The 18,861-nt window shown below is 68.6% G+C and carries 18 protein-coding genes; 10 read left to right on the forward strand and 8 right to left on the reverse strand.

Translation table 11 applies throughout. The features are described from left to right. Nucleotides 1-27 precede the first annotated feature (27 nt). The 6 genes from VHAB30_RS20780 to VHAB30_RS20805 all read left to right on the forward strand — a co-directional run bounded on the left by VHAB30_RS20780 (nucleotide 28) and on the right by VHAB30_RS20805 (nucleotide 8,634). The gene (locus VHAB30_RS20780) at nucleotides 28-204 is read left to right on the forward strand and encodes a hypothetical protein (protein WP_159278474.1); all 177 of its coding nucleotides are present in this window, start codon (nucleotides 28-30) and stop codon (nucleotides 202-204) included. A 32-nt stretch (nucleotides 205-236) separates the two neighbouring features. After that, the gene (locus VHAB30_RS20785; RefSeq protein ID WP_159278674.1) at nucleotides 237-2,456 is read left to right on the forward strand and encodes a phosphocholine-specific phospholipase C; all 2,220 of its coding nucleotides are present in this window, start codon (nucleotides 237-239) and stop codon (nucleotides 2,454-2,456) included. A gap of 15 nt (nucleotides 2,457-2,471) precedes the next feature. Continuing rightward, nucleotides 2,472-4,715 (forward strand): phosphocholine-specific phospholipase C, encoded by a 2,244-nt coding sequence (locus VHAB30_RS20790; protein ID WP_159278475.1) that lies wholly within the window; start codon nucleotides 2,472-2,474, stop codon nucleotides 4,713-4,715. A gap of 48 nt (nucleotides 4,716-4,763) precedes the next feature. After that, nucleotides 4,764-5,666 (forward strand): LysR substrate-binding domain-containing protein, encoded by a 903-nt coding sequence (locus VHAB30_RS20795; RefSeq protein ID WP_159278476.1) that lies wholly within the window; start codon nucleotides 4,764-4,766, stop codon nucleotides 5,664-5,666. A 119-nt stretch (nucleotides 5,667-5,785) separates the two neighbouring features. Next, the gene (locus tag VHAB30_RS20800) at nucleotides 5,786-7,201 is read left to right on the forward strand and encodes a nucleobase:cation symporter-2 family protein (protein ID WP_159278477.1); all 1,416 of its coding nucleotides are present in this window, start codon (nucleotides 5,786-5,788) and stop codon (nucleotides 7,199-7,201) included. After that, nucleotides 7,198-8,634 carry an 8-oxoguanine deaminase gene (locus tag VHAB30_RS20805; RefSeq protein ID WP_159278478.1) on the forward strand — a complete coding sequence of 479 codons (1,437 nt, stop codon included), beginning with the start codon at nucleotides 7,198-7,200 and terminating at the stop codon, nucleotides 8,632-8,634. The genes VHAB30_RS20800 and VHAB30_RS20805 overlap by 4 nt, the downstream gene beginning before the upstream one ends. 21 nt (nucleotides 8,635-8,655) lie before the next feature. Here the strand turns inward: VHAB30_RS20805 and VHAB30_RS20810 are convergent, their stop codons facing one another. The 3 genes from VHAB30_RS20810 to VHAB30_RS20820 are packed head-to-tail and all read right to left on the reverse strand — an operon-like array spanning nucleotide 8,656 to nucleotide 10,875. Further along, entirely contained in the window at nucleotides 8,656-9,954 is a 1,299-nt protein-coding gene (locus tag VHAB30_RS20810) for a c-type cytochrome (protein WP_159278479.1), read from the reverse strand. Nucleotides 9,955-9,961: 7 nt separating this feature from the next. Continuing rightward, entirely contained in the window at nucleotides 9,962-10,687 is a 726-nt protein-coding gene (locus VHAB30_RS20815; RefSeq protein WP_159278480.1) for a c-type cytochrome, read from the reverse strand. Beyond that, on the reverse strand, nucleotides 10,687-10,875 hold the full coding sequence (locus tag VHAB30_RS20820; protein ID WP_056573062.1) for a DUF2970 domain-containing protein: 189 nt from the start codon (nucleotides 10,873-10,875) through the stop codon (nucleotides 10,687-10,689). The genes VHAB30_RS20815 and VHAB30_RS20820 overlap by 1 nt, the downstream gene beginning before the upstream one ends. 99 nt (nucleotides 10,876-10,974) lie before the next feature. Here VHAB30_RS20820 and VHAB30_RS20825 point away from each other — a divergent pair, with 99 nt between their 5' ends. Beyond that, a complete protein-coding gene (locus tag VHAB30_RS20825) occupies nucleotides 10,975-12,393 on the forward strand; it encodes an aminotransferase-like domain-containing protein (protein ID WP_159278481.1) in 1,419 nt (472 codons plus the stop codon). Nucleotides 12,394-12,440: 47 nt separating this feature from the next. Here VHAB30_RS20825 and VHAB30_RS20830 read toward each other — a convergent pair whose 3' ends face one another. Next, nucleotides 12,441-13,964, reverse strand: a complete 1,524-nt coding sequence (locus tag VHAB30_RS20830; protein WP_159278482.1) for a tripartite tricarboxylate transporter permease — start codon at nucleotides 13,962-13,964, stop codon at nucleotides 12,441-12,443. A 10-nt stretch (nucleotides 13,965-13,974) separates the two neighbouring features. Continuing rightward, entirely contained in the window at nucleotides 13,975-14,397 is a 423-nt protein-coding gene (locus tag VHAB30_RS20835; protein WP_390904004.1) for a tripartite tricarboxylate transporter TctB family protein, read from the reverse strand. Between the two features lie 224 nt (nucleotides 14,398-14,621). On the opposite strand from VHAB30_RS20835, the gene VHAB30_RS20840 reads away from it, so the two are divergent. Together VHAB30_RS20840 and VHAB30_RS20845 are read left to right on the forward strand one after the other, a co-directional pair. Then, the gene (locus tag VHAB30_RS20840) at nucleotides 14,622-15,011 is read left to right on the forward strand and encodes an energy transducer TonB (RefSeq protein ID WP_159278484.1); all 390 of its coding nucleotides are present in this window, start codon (nucleotides 14,622-14,624) and stop codon (nucleotides 15,009-15,011) included. A 138-nt stretch (nucleotides 15,012-15,149) separates the two neighbouring features. Beyond that, complete coding sequence (locus tag VHAB30_RS20845; protein ID WP_159278485.1) at nucleotides 15,150-15,890, forward strand: hypothetical protein; 741 nt, start codon at nucleotides 15,150-15,152, stop codon at nucleotides 15,888-15,890. A gap of 14 nt (nucleotides 15,891-15,904) precedes the next feature. Here VHAB30_RS20845 and VHAB30_RS20850 read toward each other — a convergent pair whose 3' ends face one another. After that, a complete protein-coding gene (locus VHAB30_RS20850) occupies nucleotides 15,905-17,170 on the reverse strand; it encodes an MFS transporter (RefSeq protein ID WP_159278486.1) in 1,266 nt (421 codons plus the stop codon). Nucleotides 17,171-17,265: 95 nt separating this feature from the next. On the opposite strand from VHAB30_RS20850, the gene VHAB30_RS20855 reads away from it, so the two are divergent. Then, nucleotides 17,266-17,718 carry a GNAT family N-acetyltransferase gene (locus VHAB30_RS20855; RefSeq protein ID WP_159278487.1) on the forward strand — a complete coding sequence of 151 codons (453 nt, stop codon included), beginning with the start codon at nucleotides 17,266-17,268 and terminating at the stop codon, nucleotides 17,716-17,718. Nucleotides 17,719-17,758: 40 nt separating this feature from the next. On the opposite strand, the gene VHAB30_RS30970 is transcribed toward VHAB30_RS20855, so the two are convergent. Continuing rightward, the gene (locus tag VHAB30_RS30970) at nucleotides 17,759-17,908 is read right to left on the reverse strand and encodes a hypothetical protein (RefSeq protein WP_167394971.1); all 150 of its coding nucleotides are present in this window, start codon (nucleotides 17,906-17,908) and stop codon (nucleotides 17,759-17,761) included. Between the two features lie 81 nt (nucleotides 17,909-17,989). Further along, complete coding sequence (phnX, locus tag VHAB30_RS20860; RefSeq protein ID WP_159278488.1) at nucleotides 17,990-18,823, reverse strand: phosphonoacetaldehyde hydrolase; 834 nt, start codon at nucleotides 18,821-18,823, stop codon at nucleotides 17,990-17,992. Nucleotides 18,824-18,861 lie beyond the last annotated feature (38 nt).

Here is an 18,861-nt window from a genome sequence, read left to right on the forward strand (position 1 = left end):
ACGACATCACAAAGAGAGGATCACCCCATGCTGCTCCAAGCTTCCCTCCCCGCGCGCCTGCTGGCCGCCTTCCTCCTGGCCTGCACGCTGTCCGCCTGCGGCGGCAGCGACAACGGCGGTGGCGGCATTCCGCCCATCATCACGCCGCCACCGCAGCCCCAGCCCGAACCCGGCGTGAAGCCCGAAATGCGCTGCGCACCGTGACACGCGACGTCATGACATCCCACGACAAGACCATGAATTCACGCCGCAAATTCCTCACGGGCACCGCCACCACCGGCGCGGCCGCCCTCGCCCTCTCGGCCTTCCCGCCGAGCATCCGCCGCGCCCTGGCCATTCCGGCCAACAACAAGACCGGCACCATCAAGGACGTCGAGCACATCGTCATCCTGATGCAGGAGAACCGTTCGTTCGACCACTACTTCGGCACGCTCATGGGCGTGCGCGGCTTCGGCGACCGCTTCACGATTCCGCTGCCGGGCGGTCGCAACGTCTGGCAGCAGGCCGACGAGACGGGCGCGCCCGTGCTGCCCTACCACCTGGACCAGACCAAGGGCAACGCGCAGCGCGTGGCCGGCACGCCGCACGACTGGAACGACGGCCAGAACGCCTGGGACGGCGGCCGCGCCTACCAGTGGGTCAGGTACAAGAAGACCGGCACCGCGCCGTACACCCAGGCCATGGGCTACCTCGAGCAGGCCGAGCTGCCGTACCAGTTCGCGCTGGCCAACGCCTTCACGCTGTGCGACGGCTACCACTGCAGCATGCACACGGGCACCAACTCGAACCGCATGTTCCACTGGACCGGCACCAACGGCCCCACGGGTGCGAACGTGGCCTCGGTCACCAACGAGTGGGACGACAGCTACACGCCGCCCTCGACCACCGGCTACGAGTGGAAGACCTTCCCCGAGCGCCTGCAGGCCGCCGGCGTCAGCTGGATCGTGTATGAAAACATGCGCGACAACTTCGGCGACAACCCGCTGGTCGGCTTCAAGCAGTACCGCCAGGCCAGCGAGGCCTCGGGCAAGCCGATCAAGAACACCGGCCCGGTGCCGGCCTACGACCCGGCCAGCGACGATGCCGGCAACCCGCTGTACAAGGGCATCGCCAACACGATGCCCGGCGCCAATGTGGACGAGTACCTGAACGCCTTCCGCAACGACGTGAAGAACGGCAAGCTGCCGCAGGTGTCGTGGATCATCGCGCCCGCCACCTACTCGGAGCACCCCGGACCGTCGAGCCCGGTGGAAGGCGGCTGGTACATCCAGGAAACGCTCGATGCCCTCACCGCCGTGCCCGAGGTGTGGAGCAAGACCGTGCTGCTCATCAACTTCGACGAGAACGACGGCTACTTCGACCACTACCCCTCGCCCGCCGCGCCCTCGCTCAACCCCGACGGCTCGCCCGCCGGCAAGACGACGCTGCCCGAGGCCGACATCGCCTTCGAGCGCTTCACGCACCCCAAGCCGCCGGGCACCACCAGGCAGCCCGCGCCCGACGGCCGCGTCTACGGCCCCGGCGTGCGCGTGCCGATGTACGTGATCTCGCCCTGGAGCCGCGGCGGCTGGGTGAACTCGCAGGCCTTCGACCACACCTCGGTGATCCGCTTCATCGAGGCGCGCTTCGGCGTGAAGGAGCCGAACATCTCGCCGTTCCGGCGCGCGGTGTGCGGCGACCTGACGAGCGCCTTCAACTTCGCCACGCCCAACAACGAAGTGCTGCCGACGCTGGCCGGCCGCACGAGTCGTACGCAGGCGAACGACAAGCGCGCGGCGCAGGAAGCCCAGGCGCAGGTCCCGATGCCTGCCACGCCACAGCTGCCGCGCCAGGCCGCCGGCACGCGCCCCTCGCGCGCCCTGCCCTACGAGCTGCACGTGAGCGCACGCAACGACGCCACCAGCGGCAAGGTGCGGCTGCTGTTCGCCAACACCGGCAAGGCCGCCGCCGTCTTTCACGTGTACGACAAGCTCAACCTGGAACGCCTGCCGCGCCGCTACATGGTCGAGGCCGGCAAGACGCTGGACGACACCTGGAACGCGATGCTCGACAACACGGGCTTCTATGACCTGTGGGTGCTCGGCCCCAACGGCTTCCATCGCCATTTCCGCGGCGACCTGAACAGCCTGCGCGCCGGCGATGCGCCCAACCCCGAAGTGCGCGTGTGCTACGACATCGCCAACGGCAATGTCTACCTGCAGATGCTCAACGGCGGTCGCAACGCCTGCAAGTTCACCGTGCGGCCCCGGGCCTACCGCACCGACGGCCCCTGGACCGCGACCGTGGCCGGCGGCACCTCGGCCGAGCAGCACTGGGACCTGGCCGCCAGCGGCGCCTGGTACGACTTCGAAGTGACCTGCGACGCCGACACCAGCTACTACCGCCGCTTCGCGGGCCGCGTGGAAACCGGTCGGCATTCGGTGAGCGACCCGGCCATGGGCACGGCCGCCGCCTGAGGTCAGGGTGACACCATGACCTCCCGCCGCAACTTCCTCACCGGCCCCGCCACCACCGGTGCCGCCGCGCTCGCGCTCTCGGCCTTTCCGCCGAGCATCCGGCGCGCGCTGGCCATTCCGGCCAACAACAAGACCGGCACGATCAAGGACGTCGAGCACGTCGTGATCCTGATGCAGGAGAACCGTTCGTTCGACCACTACTTCGGCACGCTGGCCGGCGTGCGTGGCTTCGGCGACCGCTTCCCCATTCCGCTGCCCAAGGGCCTCAACGTCTGGCAGCAAAGCGATGCCAACGGCAACGTGGTGCTGCCGTACCACTTCGACAGCCGCAAGGGCAACGCACAGCGCGACGGCGGCACGCCGCACGACTGGGACGACAGCCAGCAGGCCTGGGGCGGCGGCCGCATGAACGAATGGGCGCGCTACAAGACGCCCAAGGCCATGGGGTATCACAAGCAGGCCGAGATCCCGTTCCAGTTCGCGCTGGCCGATGCCTTCACGCTGTGCGACGCGTACCACTGCGCGATGCACACCGGCACCGACGCGAACCGCTCGTTCCACATCACCGGCACCAACGGCCCGACCGCGCAGAACGTGGCCTTCGTCAGCAACGAGTGGGACTGGCTGGACGCCACCCCCAGCAAGGTCGACACCGGCTACACGTGGAAGACCTACGCCGAGCGCCTCGAAGACGCCGGCGTGAGCTGGATCTGCTACCAGAACATGCCCGACGAGTGGGGCGACAACATGCTGGGCGCGTTCCGCCAGTTCCGCCGCGCCAATCGCGCGTCGCCCTACCCGGTGACCAGCGGCTACTACAAGGCGCCGTTTTCCGACACGGGCCAGAAGCTTCCCTTCCACGCCTACGACGCGGCCAGCGACAACCCGGGCAACCCGCTGTACAAGGGCATCGCCAACACGCTGCCCGGCGACAAGCCCGAGGACTACCTGGACGCGTTCCGGCGCGACATCAAGGCCGGCCGCCTGCCGCAGGTCAGCTGGATCAACGCGCCCTCCGCCTACTGCGAGCATCCGGGCCCGTCCAGCCCGGTGCAGGGCGCATGGTTCCTCCAGGAAATCCTCGATGCGCTCACCGCCGTGCCCGAGGTGTGGAGCAAGACCGTGCTGCTGGTCAACTTCGACGAGAACGACGGCTACTTCGACCACATGCCCTCGCCGTCGGCGCCTTCGCTCAACCCCGACAAGACGCCGGCCGGCAAGACCACGCTCGCCGCCGACGCCCTGAAGCCCGAGTACTTCACGCAGCCGGCACCCGACGGCAGCACCTCGCAGCCGAAGCCCGACAACCGCGTCTTCGGCCCCGGCCCGCGCGTGCCGCTGTACGTGATCTCGCCCTGGAGCCGCGGCGGCTGGGTCAGCTCGCAGGCCTTCGACCACACCTCGGTGCTGCGCTTCCTCGAAACGCGCTTCGGCGTGAAGGAGCCCAACATCTCGCCCTTCCGGCGCGCGGTGTGCGGCGACCTCACGAGCGCCTTCAACTTCGCCACGCCGAACACCGAGGCCCTGCCCACTCTCGCGGGCAAACTGAGCAGGACCGACGCCGACAAGGTGCGCAACGACCAGCAGGCGTTGCCGCTGGTGCCGCTGCCGACCGATCCGCAGCTGCCGCGCCAGGCCACCGGCACGCGCCCATCGCGCGCCCTGCCCTACGAGCTGCACACGAGCGCCAGGGCCGACACCCTCGCCGGCACTGTGAAGCTGATCTTCTCGAACACCGGCAAGGCCGCGGCCGTGTTCCACGTGTACGACAAGCTCAATCTCGACCGCCTGCCGCGCCGCTACATGGTCGAGGCCGGCAAGACGCTCGACGACAGCTGGACCGCTGCGATCGACAACAGCGGCTTCTACGACCTGTGGGTGCTCGGCCCCAACGGCTACCACCGCCACTTCAAGGGCGACCTCAACCGCCTGCGCGCCGGCGGCGTGGCCGCGCCCGAGGTGCGTGTCTGCTACGACATCGCCAACGGCAACGTCTACCTGCAGATGCGCAACGACGGCAAGGCTGCGTGCAAGTTCACGGTGCGCGCCAAGGCCTACCGCGACGACGGCCCGTGGAACGCGACAGTGAACGGCGGCGCGCAGGCCGAGCAGCACTGGGAACTGGCCGCCAGCGGCCAGTGGTACGACTTCGCCGTCACCTGCGACAGCGACCCGGCCTTCTACCGCCGCTTCGCCGGCCGCGTGGAAACCGGCAAGCACACGGTCAGCGATCCGGCGATGGGCTTGCCCGACCTCTGAAGACGTAGGCATGATCCCCCCGCGCCCGCCAGCGGCGCGGGGGAATTCATGCACGCCAAGGTCATCCGGTACTTCGTCGAAGTGGTTCGCGCGGGCTCGATCCGCAAGGCGGCCGAGCAGTTGCACGTCGTGCCCACGGCCGTCAACCGCCAGATCCTCAACCTCGAGGAAGAACTGGGCGCGCCGCTGTTCGAGCGCATCCACAACACGCTCAAGCTCACGCCCGTGGGCGAGATCGTGCTGGCGCATGCGCGCGGCACGCTGCGCGAGTTCGACCTCGTGCGCCAGCGCATCGAGGACGTGCGCGGCCTGCGCCAGGGCGAGGTCACGCTGGCCACCACGGCCGGTCTGGCCGACGCCTTCCTGCCGGCCGTGGTGCAGCGCTTTCGCGCCGCGCACCCGGGCATCCAGCTGAAGCTGCTGGGCCTGCCCATCGCGGCCGTGCTGCGCAGCGTGGCCGAAGGCGATGCCGACCTGGCGCTGGCCTACGACGTGCCCGGCACGGCCGGCTTTCGCACGCTGTTCAGCAGCGAGTGGCCGATCGGCGCGGTGGTGCCGCCGGGCCATCCGCTCACGGCGCATGCGACCGCGCTGCTGGCGGAGTGCGTGGGCTACCCGCTGATCCTGCCCGCGCCCTCGCTGTCGATCCGCCCGATCCTCGATGCCGCCTTCGAGCGCTCGGCCATCCGCGTGTCGCCCGTGGTCGAGACCACCTCCACCGCGCTGATGCGCCGGCTGGTGCGCGACGGCGGCGGCATCACGCTGCTCAATCGCCTGGACGTGGACGAAGAGCGCAACGACGGCAGCCTGGTCTTCGTGCCGCTGCGCGACCCCACGCTGCGCGCCCAGACGCTCACGCTCGAGACCCGCGCCGCGCAGCCACCGAGCGCGGCGGCCGAGCTGTTCGCGAACCATGTCGTGGCCTGCCTGGACGACCTGCTGGCACCCTGAAATTCCCCTCTGAATGACCGTCCACTTTTTGTGCACAGGGCGCGTCATTTATTGACTTTGCATGTGCAAAGACATCGCTCCTAGACTGCCGCGCCGGTTCATCGGCAGGAAAGGTTCCCATGTTCTCGAACGATAAAAAGACCCCCGCAGGAGACGGCGAAGGGGTCGACCAGAAGCTTCCGCTCGCTCGCTGCGGCGCACTGAGCCTGCAGCACGTGCTCGTGATGTACGCAGGCACAGTGGCCGTGCCGCTCATCGTGGGCGGCGCGCTCGGCCTCTCGAAGGCCGACATCGCCTTCCTCATCAACGCCGACCTGTTCGCCGCCGGCATCGCCACGCTGGTGCAGGCCATCGGCTTCTGGCGCTTCGGCATCCGCATGCCGGTGATGATGGGCGTGACCTTCGCGGCCGTCGGGCCGATGATCGCCATCGGCATGGACCCCTCGCTCGGGCTGCCCGCGATCTACGGCGCGACCATCGTGGCGGGCGTGTTCGGCATGCTGGTCGCGCCGCTCATGGGGCGCGTGCTGGGCGTGTTTCCGCCGCTGGTCACGGGCACGGTCATCACGCTGATCGGTGTGTCGCTCATGGGCGTGGCCATCAACTGGGCCGCCGGCGGCCAGCCCACCGCGACCCGCATGGTCGACGGCGTGGCGCACGCGGTGGCCAACCCGGCCTACGGCGAGCCGGTGAACCTGGCAATTGCCACGGCGGTGCTGGCGGTGATCATCGCGATCACGCGCTTCGGCAAGGGCCTCATCGCCAACATCGCGGTGCTGCTGGGCATCGTGTTCGGCGTGGGCCTGTCGCTGGCGCTCGGGCGCATGCATTTCGACGGGCTCGAGGAAGCCAGCTGGATGGCCGTGACCACGCCCTTTCATTTCGGCCTGCCGCGCTTCGAGCTCACGGCCATCGCCTCGATGTGCATCGTGATGCTCATCACGCTGGTCGAATCGACCGGCATGTTCCTCGCGCTGGGCGAGATCACCGGCCGCAAGGTGACGACCGACGCACTCACACGCGGGCTGCGCGCCGACGGGCTGGGCACGGTCATCGGCGGTGTGTTCAACACCTTTCCCTACACCTCGTTCTCGCAGAACGTGGGGCTGGTCACGGTGACGGGCGTGCGCTCGCGCTACGTGGCCGCGGGCGGTGGCCTGATGCTGATCGCGCTCGCGCTCTTTCCGAAGATCGCGCACATCGTGGCCTCGGTGCCGCAGTTCGTGCTCGGCGGCGCGGGCATCGTGATGTTCGGCATGGTGGCGGCCACGGGCGTGCGCATCCTGGGCGCGATCGACTATGCGCACAACCGCCACGCGCTGTACGTGATCGCGATTTCCATCGGGCTCGGACTGATCCCGACGCTGTCGCCGAACTTCTTCCAGCACTTCCCCGCCTGGACCCATCCGCTGACGCACAGCGGCATCGTGCTGGGCACGCTGGCCGCGGTGCTGCTCAATCTTTTCTACAACGGCGTGCTGTCGAAGGAACGCTCCTTCGCGATGGCGGCGCGCACTTCGCACGGTACCGAATGACCTTCCAGAACCCTTCGTCCTCTTCACCGCAGCGCCCGCCGCTGCTGATCGTCCGCCACGCGGACGTGCTCGTCACCATGGACGCCGCCCGGCGCGAGATCCCCGACGGCGCCGTGGTGATGGACGGCCCCGCCGTCGCCTGGGTGGGCGCCACGGCCGAGCTGCCGGCGCCCTACCTCGACGCGCTGCGCAGCGGCCAGGCCGAGGCCATCGACATGCACGGCCATGTCGTGATGCCCGGGCTGGTGAACACGCACCATCACATGTACCAGAGCCTCACGCGCGCCGTGCCCGAGGCGCAGGACGCCGAGCTCTTCGGCTGGCTCACGAACCTGTACCTGCTGTGGGCGCGGCTCACGCCCGAGATGATCCGCGTGTCGACGCAGACCGCCATGGCCGAGCTCATGCGCTCGGGCTGCACCACCAGCAGCGACCACCTCTACCTGTTCCCCAACGGCTCGCGGCTCGACGACTCGATCGAGGCCGCCGACGCCATGGGCATGCGCTTCCACGCGGCGCGCGGCAGCATGAGCGTGGGCCGCAGCGCCGGCGGCCTGCCGCCCGACGAGGTGGTGGAGACCGAGGCCGCGATCCTGCGCGACAGCGAACGCCTCATCGACCGCTGGCACAACCCCGCGCGCCATTCGATGCGCCGCATCGTGCTGGCGCCCTGCTCGCCGTTCTCGGTGTCGCGCGACCTGATGCGGCTGTCGGCCGAGCTGGCGCGCGAACGCGGCGTGTCGCTGCACACGCACCTGGCCGAGAACGACAACGACGTGGCGTACTCGCGCGAGAAGTTCGGCATGACGCCGGCCGAGTACGCCGAAGACCTGGGCTGGGTCGGCCACGACGTGTGGCACGCGCACTGCGTGAAGCTCGACGACGCCGGCATCGCGCTCTTCGGTCGCACCGGCACCGGCGTGGCGCACTGCCCGTGCTCGAACATGCGGCTGGCCTCGGGCATCGCGCCCATCGGCGCGATGCGGCGCGCGGGCGTGCCCGTGGGCCTGGGCGTGGACGGCAGCGCATCGAACGACGGCGCCCACATGCTGGGCGAGACGCGCCAGGCCATGCTGCTGCAGCGCGTGGGCTACGGCCCCGCCGCCATGACGGCGCGCGAGGCGCTGGAGATCGCCACGGTCGGTGGCGCGCGCGTGCTCGGGCGCGACGACATCGGCGCGCTGGCGCCGGGCATGTCGGCCGACCTCGTGGCCTTCGACATGCGCGGCGTGGACCACGCGGGCGCCTGGCACGACCCGGTGGCGGCGCTGGTGTTCTGCACGCCGGTGGCGGCATCGCTGAGCGTGATCGACGGCGTGGTCCGCATCCGCGACGGGCGCTTCACGGGCTTCGAGCTGGCGCCGCTGCTGGCCACGCACCGCGACCTGGCGCGCACGCTGTACGAGAGTGCGCGGCATCCGCACACCGCCTGAAAAAGCGGTGCGCCGTGCGCGTCAGCGCCGCATGGTGTCCAGCTGCGTGACCGGCGCGGCGTTGTTGCCCCACGACCCACGGATGTAGGTGAGCACCTCGGCCACCTCGGTGGCGTCGAGCGCGTGCCCGAACGGCGGCATGCCGTAGGGGCGCGGGTTGCCGGCCGTGGCGGGCAGGAAGCCGCCGTGCGCGACCACCTGGATCAGGTTGGTGGGCCGCGCCATCGTCACCGCGCGGTTGCCCGCGAGCGGCGGGTAGGCGCCGGCCGCGCCCTGGCCCTGGTCGCCGTGGCAGTAGGCGCAGCGCTGGTCGTAGATCTTCGCGCCACGCACCATCGCGCCGGCGTCGCGCTGCACCGGCGCGGCGGGGGCCTTGGTTGCTTCGGGGGCGTCCTTCTTCACGGCCTCGGGCAGGTCCTTCAGGTAGATCGCCATCGCGCCCAGGTCGGCGTCGCTCAGGTACTGCGTGCTGCGGAACACGACGTCGGCCATCGGGCCCATCACCGAGCCGCGCGGGGAGGTGCCCGACTTGAGCAGCGCCACGACGTCGGCCGCGGGCCAGTCGGCCACGCCCGCTTCGTGCGGATCGGCCAGCGAGGGCGCGTACCAGTTCTCGACCGCGATCAGGCCGCCCGACAGCCCGAGCTTGGTTTCTGTGGCGCCCAACGAGTTGCGGCTGCCGTGGCAGGCGATGCAGTGGCCCAGCCCGCCGACCAGGTAAGCGCCGCGGTTCCATTCGGCCGGCTTGTTCGCGTTGGCCACGAAGGGCTGCGGCTTGAACGAGAGCGCGCGCCACACCGCGAGCGCGGCCTGCGTGTCGTACGGGAAGCGCAGGCGGTGCGCCTTGTTTTCGGTGTCGGCCGGCGCCACGCTGCGCAGGTAGGCGTAGAGGGCGTCGGAGTCTTCGCGCGTGACCTGCGTGAAGTTCGGGTACGGGAAGGCCGGGTACAGCAGGCGCCCGTCCTTGCTGCGGCCGTTGTGCATGGCGCGCCAGAAATGCGCGCTGCTCCAGCCGCCGATGCCGTGCGTCGCATCGGGCGTGAGGTTGGTCGCGTAGATGGTGCCGAACGGCGTTTCGAGCGGCACGCCGCCCGCATAGGGCTGGCCGCCGCGCGTGGTGTGGCAGCCGGCGCAGTTGCCCGCCAGCGCGAGGTAGCGCCCGCGTTCGACGAGCTGCGGCGTGGCTTCGAAGGCTTCGGCGCGTTCGGGCAGCGGGTCTTCGCCGCGCAGGTTCAGCGCCAGCACGACGCCGGCCAGCACGGCCGCCAGGGTGACCAGGCCCAGCAGGGCCCAGCCGAAATGTCTCAGTCGCGCGGTCATCGGGTTCTCAAGGTTTCGCTGCGGTCGGCATGCCGCCGCAGGTCACGGGCAGCGGCGCGGGCAGCGAGGCCGCCGGGCGGGTGTCGGCCGGCATCGGCTGCACGGCCAGCCAGCTGGCCACGGCGTTGATGTCGGCGGTGGTCATGCGCTGGCCGATCTGCGCCATGCAGTCGGGCGCGGGCGCGTGGCGCTCCTTGGTGAGCCAGGCGCCGAGCTGCGACGACACATACAGCCGCGGCAGGCCCAGCAGGCCCGGAATGGCCGGCTGCACGCCCGTGAGCGCGGCGCCGTGGCACTGCACGCAGGCCGGGATCTGGCGCGCGGCGTCGCCTTCGAGCGCCAGCTGGCGGCCGCGCCGCAACTGCTCGGGCGAGGCGTCGCTCTGCGGCGAGACCGCCGCGTACGGCAGCGACAGGTTGGCGAAGTACTCGGCCATCTCGCGCAGGTAGTCGTCCGACAGGTGCTGGACCATGTAGGTCATGTCGCTGTTGAAGCGGCGCCCGTCGCGAAAACTCACGAGCTGGTTGAACAGGTAGCCCGCCGGCTTGCCCGCCAGGCGCGGGAAAAAGCCGGCGTTGGTGGTGGCGCCTTCGCGCCCGTGGCAGGCGATGCAGGCGGCCACGCGCTGCTCGATGGTGTCGGGCACGGTGGTGGTGGCGGCCTGCGCCGCGATGGGCGCAAGCGGCAACAGCAGCGCCAGGGCCAGCGCGGCCCGGTGGAGCACGGCCTTCATCACGTGCCTGCCGCGAAATGCGCCAGGGCCAGCAGGCCCGCGATCAGCAGCAGGGCCATGCACAGCCCCACGCCGATCAGCGGCAGGATGCCCAGCTGGGCGGTCCGCTTGTCGGCGTCGGCCCGGCGGCCGCCCAGCCCGATGAAGCTCCAGAGTACGGCGCGCACCGCGCGCATCAGATTGAACATGGGTCCACTGTCGCGCAAACGGGTCAAAAAAAACAGATGCAGATCCAGCTCGATTCACCATATCAGATTAGAGTCCCCGCGAATGACAACGGCCCACCGATGAAGCGTTATGAAGCCCTGGCCTCGGACATCGAGGCCTCGATCCGCAACGGCACCCTCAAGACCGGCGACCGCCTGCCCTCCGTGCGCCACACGGGCAGCAGCCGCGGCGTGAGCGCCTCCACCGTGTTCCAAGCCTACTACCTGCTGGAGGCGCGCGGGCTGGTGCGCGCGCGCGACCGCTCGGGCTACTACGTGGCCGGCGGCGGCCTGCGCGACGCGCCGCCCGAGACCACCCTCACCTCGCGCCCCGCCGAAGGCCCGCGCGCGCTCGAGGTGAGCGACCAGGTGTTCGACATCCTCGAAGCCAGCATGTCGCGCCAGGTCGTGCCCTTCGGCTCGGCCTTTCCGAGCCCGCTGCTGTTTCCGCTGGCGCGGCTGGGCCAGTTCATGGCGGCCAGCGCCAAGGCGCTCGACCCGTGGCGCACCGTGGACGACCTCACGCCCGGCAGCGCCGCCCTGCGCCGACAGATCGCGCTGCGCTACCTGGCCGACGGCCTGCCGGTGCCGGCCGAGGAGATCGTCGTCACGAACGGCGCGCTCGAAGCGCTCAACCTGTGCCTCTCGGCCGTGACGCGGCCGGGCGACGCGGTGATCGTCGAGTCGCCCACCTTCTATGCCGCGCTGCAGGCGCTCGAGCGCATGGGCCTGCGCGCCATCGAGGTGCCGACGCACCCGGGCGAAGGCATCGACCTCGACGCGCTGGCGCAGGCCATCGCCGCGCACAAGCCGACCGCCTGCTGGCTCATGACCACCTTCCAGAACCCGCTGGGCAGCCTGATGCCCGATGCGAAGAAGAAGGCGCTGGTCGAACTGCTCGCGCGGCACGAACTGCCGCTCATCGAGGACGACGTGTACGCCGAGCTCTACTTCGGCGAGCGCCGCCCGCCGCCGGCCAAGGCCTTCGACACGCAGGGGCTGGTGCTGCACTGCTCGTCGTTCTCCAAGAGCCTCGCGCCCGGCTACCGCATCGGCTGGGCCTCGGCCGGGCGCTTCGCGCGCACGGTGGCGCGCCAGAAGCTCACGACCACGCTCAGCACCTCGGTGCCCGCGCAGCTGGCGCTGGCCGACTACCTCGAGAAGGGCGGCTTCGACAAGCACCTGCGCAAGCTGCGCCAGACGCTGGCGATGCAGCAGGCCAGCTTCACGCAGGCCGTGGGCCATTACTTTCCGGCCGGCACGCGCGCCACGCGGCCGCTGGGCGGGTACTTCCTGTGGGTGGAATTGCCGGCGCAGGTAGACGCGCTGGAGATCCATCGCCAGGCGCTGGAGCGCGACATCAGCGTCGCGCCCGGCCCGATCTTCTCGGCCACGCGCGCGTTCTCGAACTGCCTGCGGCTGAACTACGGCCACGCGTGGGACGCGCACAGCGAGCAGGCCTTGCAGACCCTGGGGCGGCTGGTGGCAGAAGCAAGCTGAAACGACAACGCCCGCCGAAGGGGCGGGCGTTGTTCGGGCATGTCGACCTACTCTTGCGGTTCCAGCGCGACAGACGCCTGTGCCCCGTTCTTCCTGCGCGCCTGCAGCACGAACGCCACCAGCTGCCACACCACGAAGATCGCGATCAGCCCCAGCAGCGTGCCGCTGATGGGCCGCGACACGAAGGTGCCGAAGCCGCCGCGGCTCAGCAGCATCGCGCGGCGGAAGTTCTCCTCGAGCATCGGCCCGAGGATGAAGCCCAGCATGAGCGGCGCGGCGTCGAGCTCCAGCCGCATGAACATGTAGCCCATGAAGCCGAACGCGGCGGTGATGAACACGTCCTGCAGGTTGTTGTTCACGCTGTAGGTGCCGATGCAGCAGAAGAACAAAATCGACGGGAACAGCACGCTGTACGGGATCTTGAACACCGAGAGCCAGTAGCGCACCAGCGGCACGTTCAGCACCAGCAGGAACACGTTGCCGATCCACATGCTGGCCACCAGGCCCCAGAACAGCTCGGGGTGGCTGGCGATCATGTTCGGGCCCGGCTGAATGCCCTTGATGATGAAGGCCGCCAGCATCAGCGCCATGACCGCGTTCTCGGGAATGCCGATGCTCATGAGCGGAATGAAGCTCGTGCGCGCCGCCGCCTCGTCGGCCGCCGCCTGGCCGGCCACACCCTCGATGCAGCCGGTGCCGATCTCGTGCTTGTACTTGCTGACCTTCTTGTCCAGCGCGTACGCCGCGAACTGCGCAATGGTCGGGCCGCCGCCGGGCAGGATGCCCAGGATGGAGCCGACCACGCTGCCGCGCAGCGCGCTGGGAATGATCCGCTTGAACTCCGCCCAGGTCGGAATGAGGTTGATCTTGCCGTTGAAGGGCGAGCGCTCCTCGCGCGAGTCGAGGTTCTTCGTGATCTCGGCGATGCCGAAGCAGCCCAGCGCGATGCTCACGATGCCCACGCCGTCGGTCAGGAACGGCATGTCCATCGTGAAGCGCGCCATGCCGCTGTTCACGTCGGTGCCGATGGTGCCCAGCAGCACGCCGATCATGCACATCGCCAGCCCGTTCAGCAGGCTGCCCGTGGTCACGAAGCTCACGCACACGAAGCCCACCAGCATCATCGCGACGTAGTCCGCCGGGCCGAACAGGAAGGCCACCTCGCCCAGCGTCGGTGCCAGGAACGACAGCACCAGGATCGCGACCGTGCCGCCGATGAAGCTGGAGAAGCCCGCCGTGAACAGCGCCAGGCCCGTCTGGCCCTTGAGCGTCATCGCGTAGCCGTCGATGCAGGCCACGATGCTGCTGGCGTGCGGGATCTTCATCGTGATCGCGCTCACGCTGTCGCCGTACTGCGCACCGTAGTAGATGCCGGCCAGCATGATCAGCGCGCCGGTGGTGGGAATCGAATACGTCAGCGGCAGCAGCAGGCTGATGGTGGCCAGCGGCCCCAGGCCCGGCAGCAGGCCGACCAGCGTGCCCACCGTGCAGCCGATGGCGCAGTACATCAGGTTGTGGAGTGTCAGGGCGTGCGAGAAACCGAACGCCAGGTTGTTCAGGACTTCCGTCATGGTCGTGGCCTCAGAACAGCGGCAGGTTCAGGCCGAGCAGCTTCTGCAGCGCCAGCGCCATGGCGATCAGGCCCGCCGAGATCTTCACGTTGCGCACCCACGAGTTGGAGCTGCCCGCGAAGGCCGAACAGAACACCATGAAGACGATGCCCGCGATCATGTTCACGTACATCGAGATCAGCGCGAACCCGCACAGGCTCGACAGGATGAGTCCGATGTTCTTGAAGTTCAGGTCCAGCGTCACCGGCGCCACCACGAACGACCGGACCACCGTGGCCACGCCGATCAGCAGCAGCAGGCTGCTCACCATCACGGGGAACAGGCCCGGCCCCGCCCGGCTGAAGTCGCCGATGGGATAGCGCAGCGCGGTCAGGCCGAAGGCCAGCGCGATCGCCATGAGGAACAGACCTCTGACAAGGTTTCTATTTTTCATTCATACGCTCACGGAGTGTTGTGATTCGAATGCGCCCGCGACCGGTGCAACCGGTGCGGGCGTGTCTCCGTCCGGAGGGAGTCGCCGGACGGATCGATGCTCTTTTTGCAAGCTGATCGGAATCTGACGCAGCCGCGAGGGGAACTACGTACCGGGCGCGAAGGCGGCGAACGCGCCCGGGTCACAATGCGCGGGGCCTCCTTTCGAAGGATTGCGGAACGCCGATGAAGACACCACGCCACGCTCCCCGACACGCGCTCCTGGCGGTCGCCACCACCGCCGCGCTGCTCGCCGCCTGCGCGGCACCGCCGCCGCCGGCGCCCGGCGAGTGGTCGCCGCAGCCCCCCAACCCGAACGCGCCCTACCCGGCCGAATCGCGGATGAACGGGGAGCAAGGCATGGTGCTGCTGCGCGTGCGCACCACGCCGGCCGGCCTGCCCACGAGCGTCGAGGTGAAAGAGTCGAGCGGCCACGCACGGCTGGACCGCTCGGCCGTCGAGACCGTCCGCACATGGCGCTTCAAGCCGATGCCGGACGATGGCACGGTGGTGTGGCGGGAGGTGCCGATCCGGTTCTTCATCACGTCGCCGCCGCAGCAGCCGACGATGAATTAGGAAGCGGGGCATGCTGAGACAGCGACGTCTCGCGGCCCAACGCCTATCGGCTAGGGCCAGTCATCAGCGGCACCGCATTGGTTTTACGATGACATTCAACGCTGATCTGACGCACTAAGCGAACAACTAGGACCGGGCATGCCCATCTCTCTGGCCATCGAAGAAAATTTCAATGAATTCGTCCGTAGGTTTGGAGGAACAGTTGTCTCAGATGTCCTAGGACCATCGCCAAATCACCCGAATGCCGACTACTACTTCCCACAGCATTCTGTGGTGGCCGAGCTCAAATGCCTAGAAGACGACAAGAGCGAAGACGAGCTACTACAGGCCAAGATTCAAACACTGTTTGACAAGTGGATGGCAGATGGGACCATTCCGACGTACTACGGTGAATCTGTCCGAATCGAATCCAAGACGCTGCCCCCCATCTGTCAACACGCACTACTTGAGGTCTACAAAACACCGATTCAGCGCCGAGTACTCAAAGCGAATAAGCAGATCAAAGCAACCGCTGAGCGACTCGGGTTGCAAAACTATCAGGGGCTTCTTCTCGTAGCCAACGATGGAAACTATGCGCTGGAAGCAGATGCAGTGATTTATCTGATCTGGCGAATACTGGGGCAGAGTTTTCGGAACATCACGAATGTCGTGTACTTCACTGTGAACATGCCGGCGACTCACCCATCGACGTCGAAGCCATGCCTTGTCATGGCGAGAGCCCAGCGGAATCATCTTGAATGCATAGATCCCATCTTCATGCAGAACCTAACTTCAGGATGGATCAAGTATTTCGAAGAACTAGTAGGTGAGCCCGTTGAAGAAAGGCGCATTGATGGTCTGGGGGATCTTGCTCTTCTGCGCTATCAACCGCGAGCCTAGGCCCGGCAAGAACATCAAGCCGCCACCGCCACCCCACCCCGTCGCATCCGGCTCACCCTGAACAGCAGGAACGCCGCGATGCTCACGTTCACCAGGTTCCATCCGATGCCGTTCAGGAAGGCCGCGTGGTAGCTGCCCGTCAGGTCGAACACCTTGCCCGACATCCAGCCGCCCAGCGCCATGCCGAACAGCGTGAACATCAGCACCGTGCCCACGCGCGCACCGGCTTCACTGGGCGGGAAGTGCTCGCGCACGATGATCGCGTACGAGGGCACGATGCCGCCCTGGAACAGGCCGAACAGCGCCGAGATCACGTACAGCGGCACCAGCCCGTCGAAGGGCAAAAACAACAGCAGCGCCACGCACTGCAGCACGCCGCCCAGCATCAGCGTGCGCAGCCCGCCGATGCGGTCGCAGATGGCGCCCGACACCAGCCGGCTCACGATGCCGAAGCCCAGCATCAGCGACAGCATCATCGCGCCCTGCGCCGGGCCGTAGCCCAGGTCGCCGCAGTAGGCCACGATGTGCACCTGCGGCATCGCCATCGCCACGCAGCAGGCCACGCCCGCCACGCACAGCAGGCCCTGCGCCGTGCCCATGCTCAGGCCGAAGGGGCGCGTCATGTCGCGCACCAGGGTGCTGCCCGGGGTCTGCGACATCGGTGCCACCTCGACCAATACCGGCGGCCGTGCGCGGAAGAACAGTGCGAGCAGCGCCATCGTCACGCCGCAGAAGATGCCCATGCCGATGTAGGTCTGGCGCCAGCCCACCTGCTCGACGAAGTGCTGCGCAATGGGCGGCCACACGGCGCCCGCGAGGTAGTTGCCGCTGGCGCACACCGCCACCGCGATGCCGCGCCGCTTGACGAACCACAGCGAGGTGTCGGCCACCAGCGGCGCAAAGGCCACCGAGCTGCCGAGCAGGCCGACCAGCAGCGCCTGCGCGATGGTGAAGGACACGATGCCTTGCGACAGGCCCGTGGCGATGTAGCCGGCGGCCAGGAAGACCGAGCCCATCAGCAGCGGCTTCATCACGCCGATGCGGTCGGCCAGCTTGCCCATGAGCACGCCGCCGAAACCGAAGCCCAGCATCAGCAGCGTGTAGGGCATGGAGGCATCGGCGCGCGCCACGCCGAACTCGGCCTGCACGGCAGGCAGCATCACCGACACCACGTACATGCCGCTGCTGCCGACCGTCATGACCAGCAGCGTGAGCGCCAGGCGCACCATGGCGTAGCGCGAGTCGGGCTGGTGGACGATGGTTGTCTCTTGCGTCTTCATTCTTGTCTCCACGCATGCATCGGGCGGCGCATGTCGTGTGGCATTCTCGCGGAAGGCCGCGCCGCCTGCTGCGCGCGCCCTCGAGCACCCGACGCATGCCCATCACCTACAGACAAGCCATTCCCGAAGACACACCCGCGTGCCTCGACCTGCGAGGCCGCACGCGAGAGAACGCCTTCTCGGTCGACGAGTTGAAGGCGCTCGGCATCACCCTGGAGAGCTGGCAAGCCGGCATCGCCGACGGCTCGCTGCCCGGCTACGTGGCCCTCGCCGATGGCGTGCTGGCGGGCTACTGCTTCGGCGAGCGGGACACCGGCGAGATCGGCGTGCTGGCGCTGCTGCCTGCGTATGAAGGCCAGGGCATCGGCAAGGCGTTGCTCGCGCTGATGGTCGAAGAGTTCAAGGGGCTGGGCTTCCAGCGGCTCTTCCTGGGCTGTTCGCCCGATCCGCAGGTGCGCTCGCACGGGTTCTACCGGCACCTGGGCTGGAAGCCCAAGGGCGAACTCGATGCAGCGGGCGATGAAGTGCTGGCGTACGTCCCGTCCTGAGACGTTCGCCGCGGCCGGTGCGCTGAACGCTCCGGCAGCCTCAGCCCACGAACGGCGCAGGTGCCATCACCACCACGACGCTCGACGACAAGAAGGCCTTCGGCATCGGAATGCCGGGCTTGCGCTTGCCGTCGCAGGCCGCGGTCAGCAGGCCGAGACAGAGCAGAAGAACAAAGGCTGTGCTTCGCATGCGGCGCATGCTAAGCCTGCGAAATGACGCGTCAAGTCGGACGGCAGCGCCAGCCACCGTCGGTAAAGCGAGCTTTCTGCTTCAGCGCAAAAGGACTTCCGGCCGCTCGCCGGCCTGCAGGCGGCGCTCGATGTCTTCGAGCACGTTCGGCAGGTCAGCCACGCTGTCGATCACGTAGTGCGCGCCGGCGGCCTGCAGCTCGGCGGTGGCGCGGGCGCGGCGGGCCTGCTGGCTGTCGGCGTCGAGCGCCTGCCACTCGGCCAGCGTCAGGCCGTTGACGTTGCCGCTGACCGACACGCCGACCGCCCAGGTGCCGGCGTTCAGGCCTTCCTGCAGGCCCACGCCGGTGTCGTCGACCTTGACGACGGCGTGCGGCGGCCACACGCCGAGGTCGGCGAAGCAGCGGTACATCATGAGCGGCGACGGGCGCCCCGCCGCGAGGTCGCCCGCGCACACGAGGTTGTCGGGCGCATAGCCGCCGGCCGCGGCGATGGGCGTGACGACGTCCATGATCGGGCGGTTGTAGCCGGTGGTGGAGCCGATCTTCAGGCCGCGTTCGCGCGCCGCGTTGACGGCCTCGATCGCGCCCGGAATGAAGTCGGTATGGTCGCGCACGCTGGCCGCGTTCATGGGCGTGAACACCTCGTACAGGCGGTCGACGTCGGCGTCGCTGAGGGCATGGCCGTGCTCGGCTTCCCACTGCGCGGCGATGCGCGGCTGCGTGCCCAGGGCCTTGATGTGGTCCCACTTGGCCATGCCCATCGGGGCGCGGGCCTCGTCGATGGTGATGTCGATGCCGAACTGTGCGAACAGCTTCACGAAAGCGCCCATGGGCGCGCAAGAACCGAAGTCGAGGATGGTGCCGGCCCAGTCGAAGACGACGGCCTGCAGCCTGGCATGGGGGTGGGCGTTCATGGCGACGGAAGAAGAAAAGGGATGAAGAAGGCGGTGGT

It is taken from the genome of Variovorax boronicumulans, assembly GCF_009811375.1.
GTDB classification, from domain to species: domain Bacteria; phylum Pseudomonadota; class Gammaproteobacteria; order Burkholderiales; family Burkholderiaceae_C; genus Variovorax; species Variovorax boronicumulans.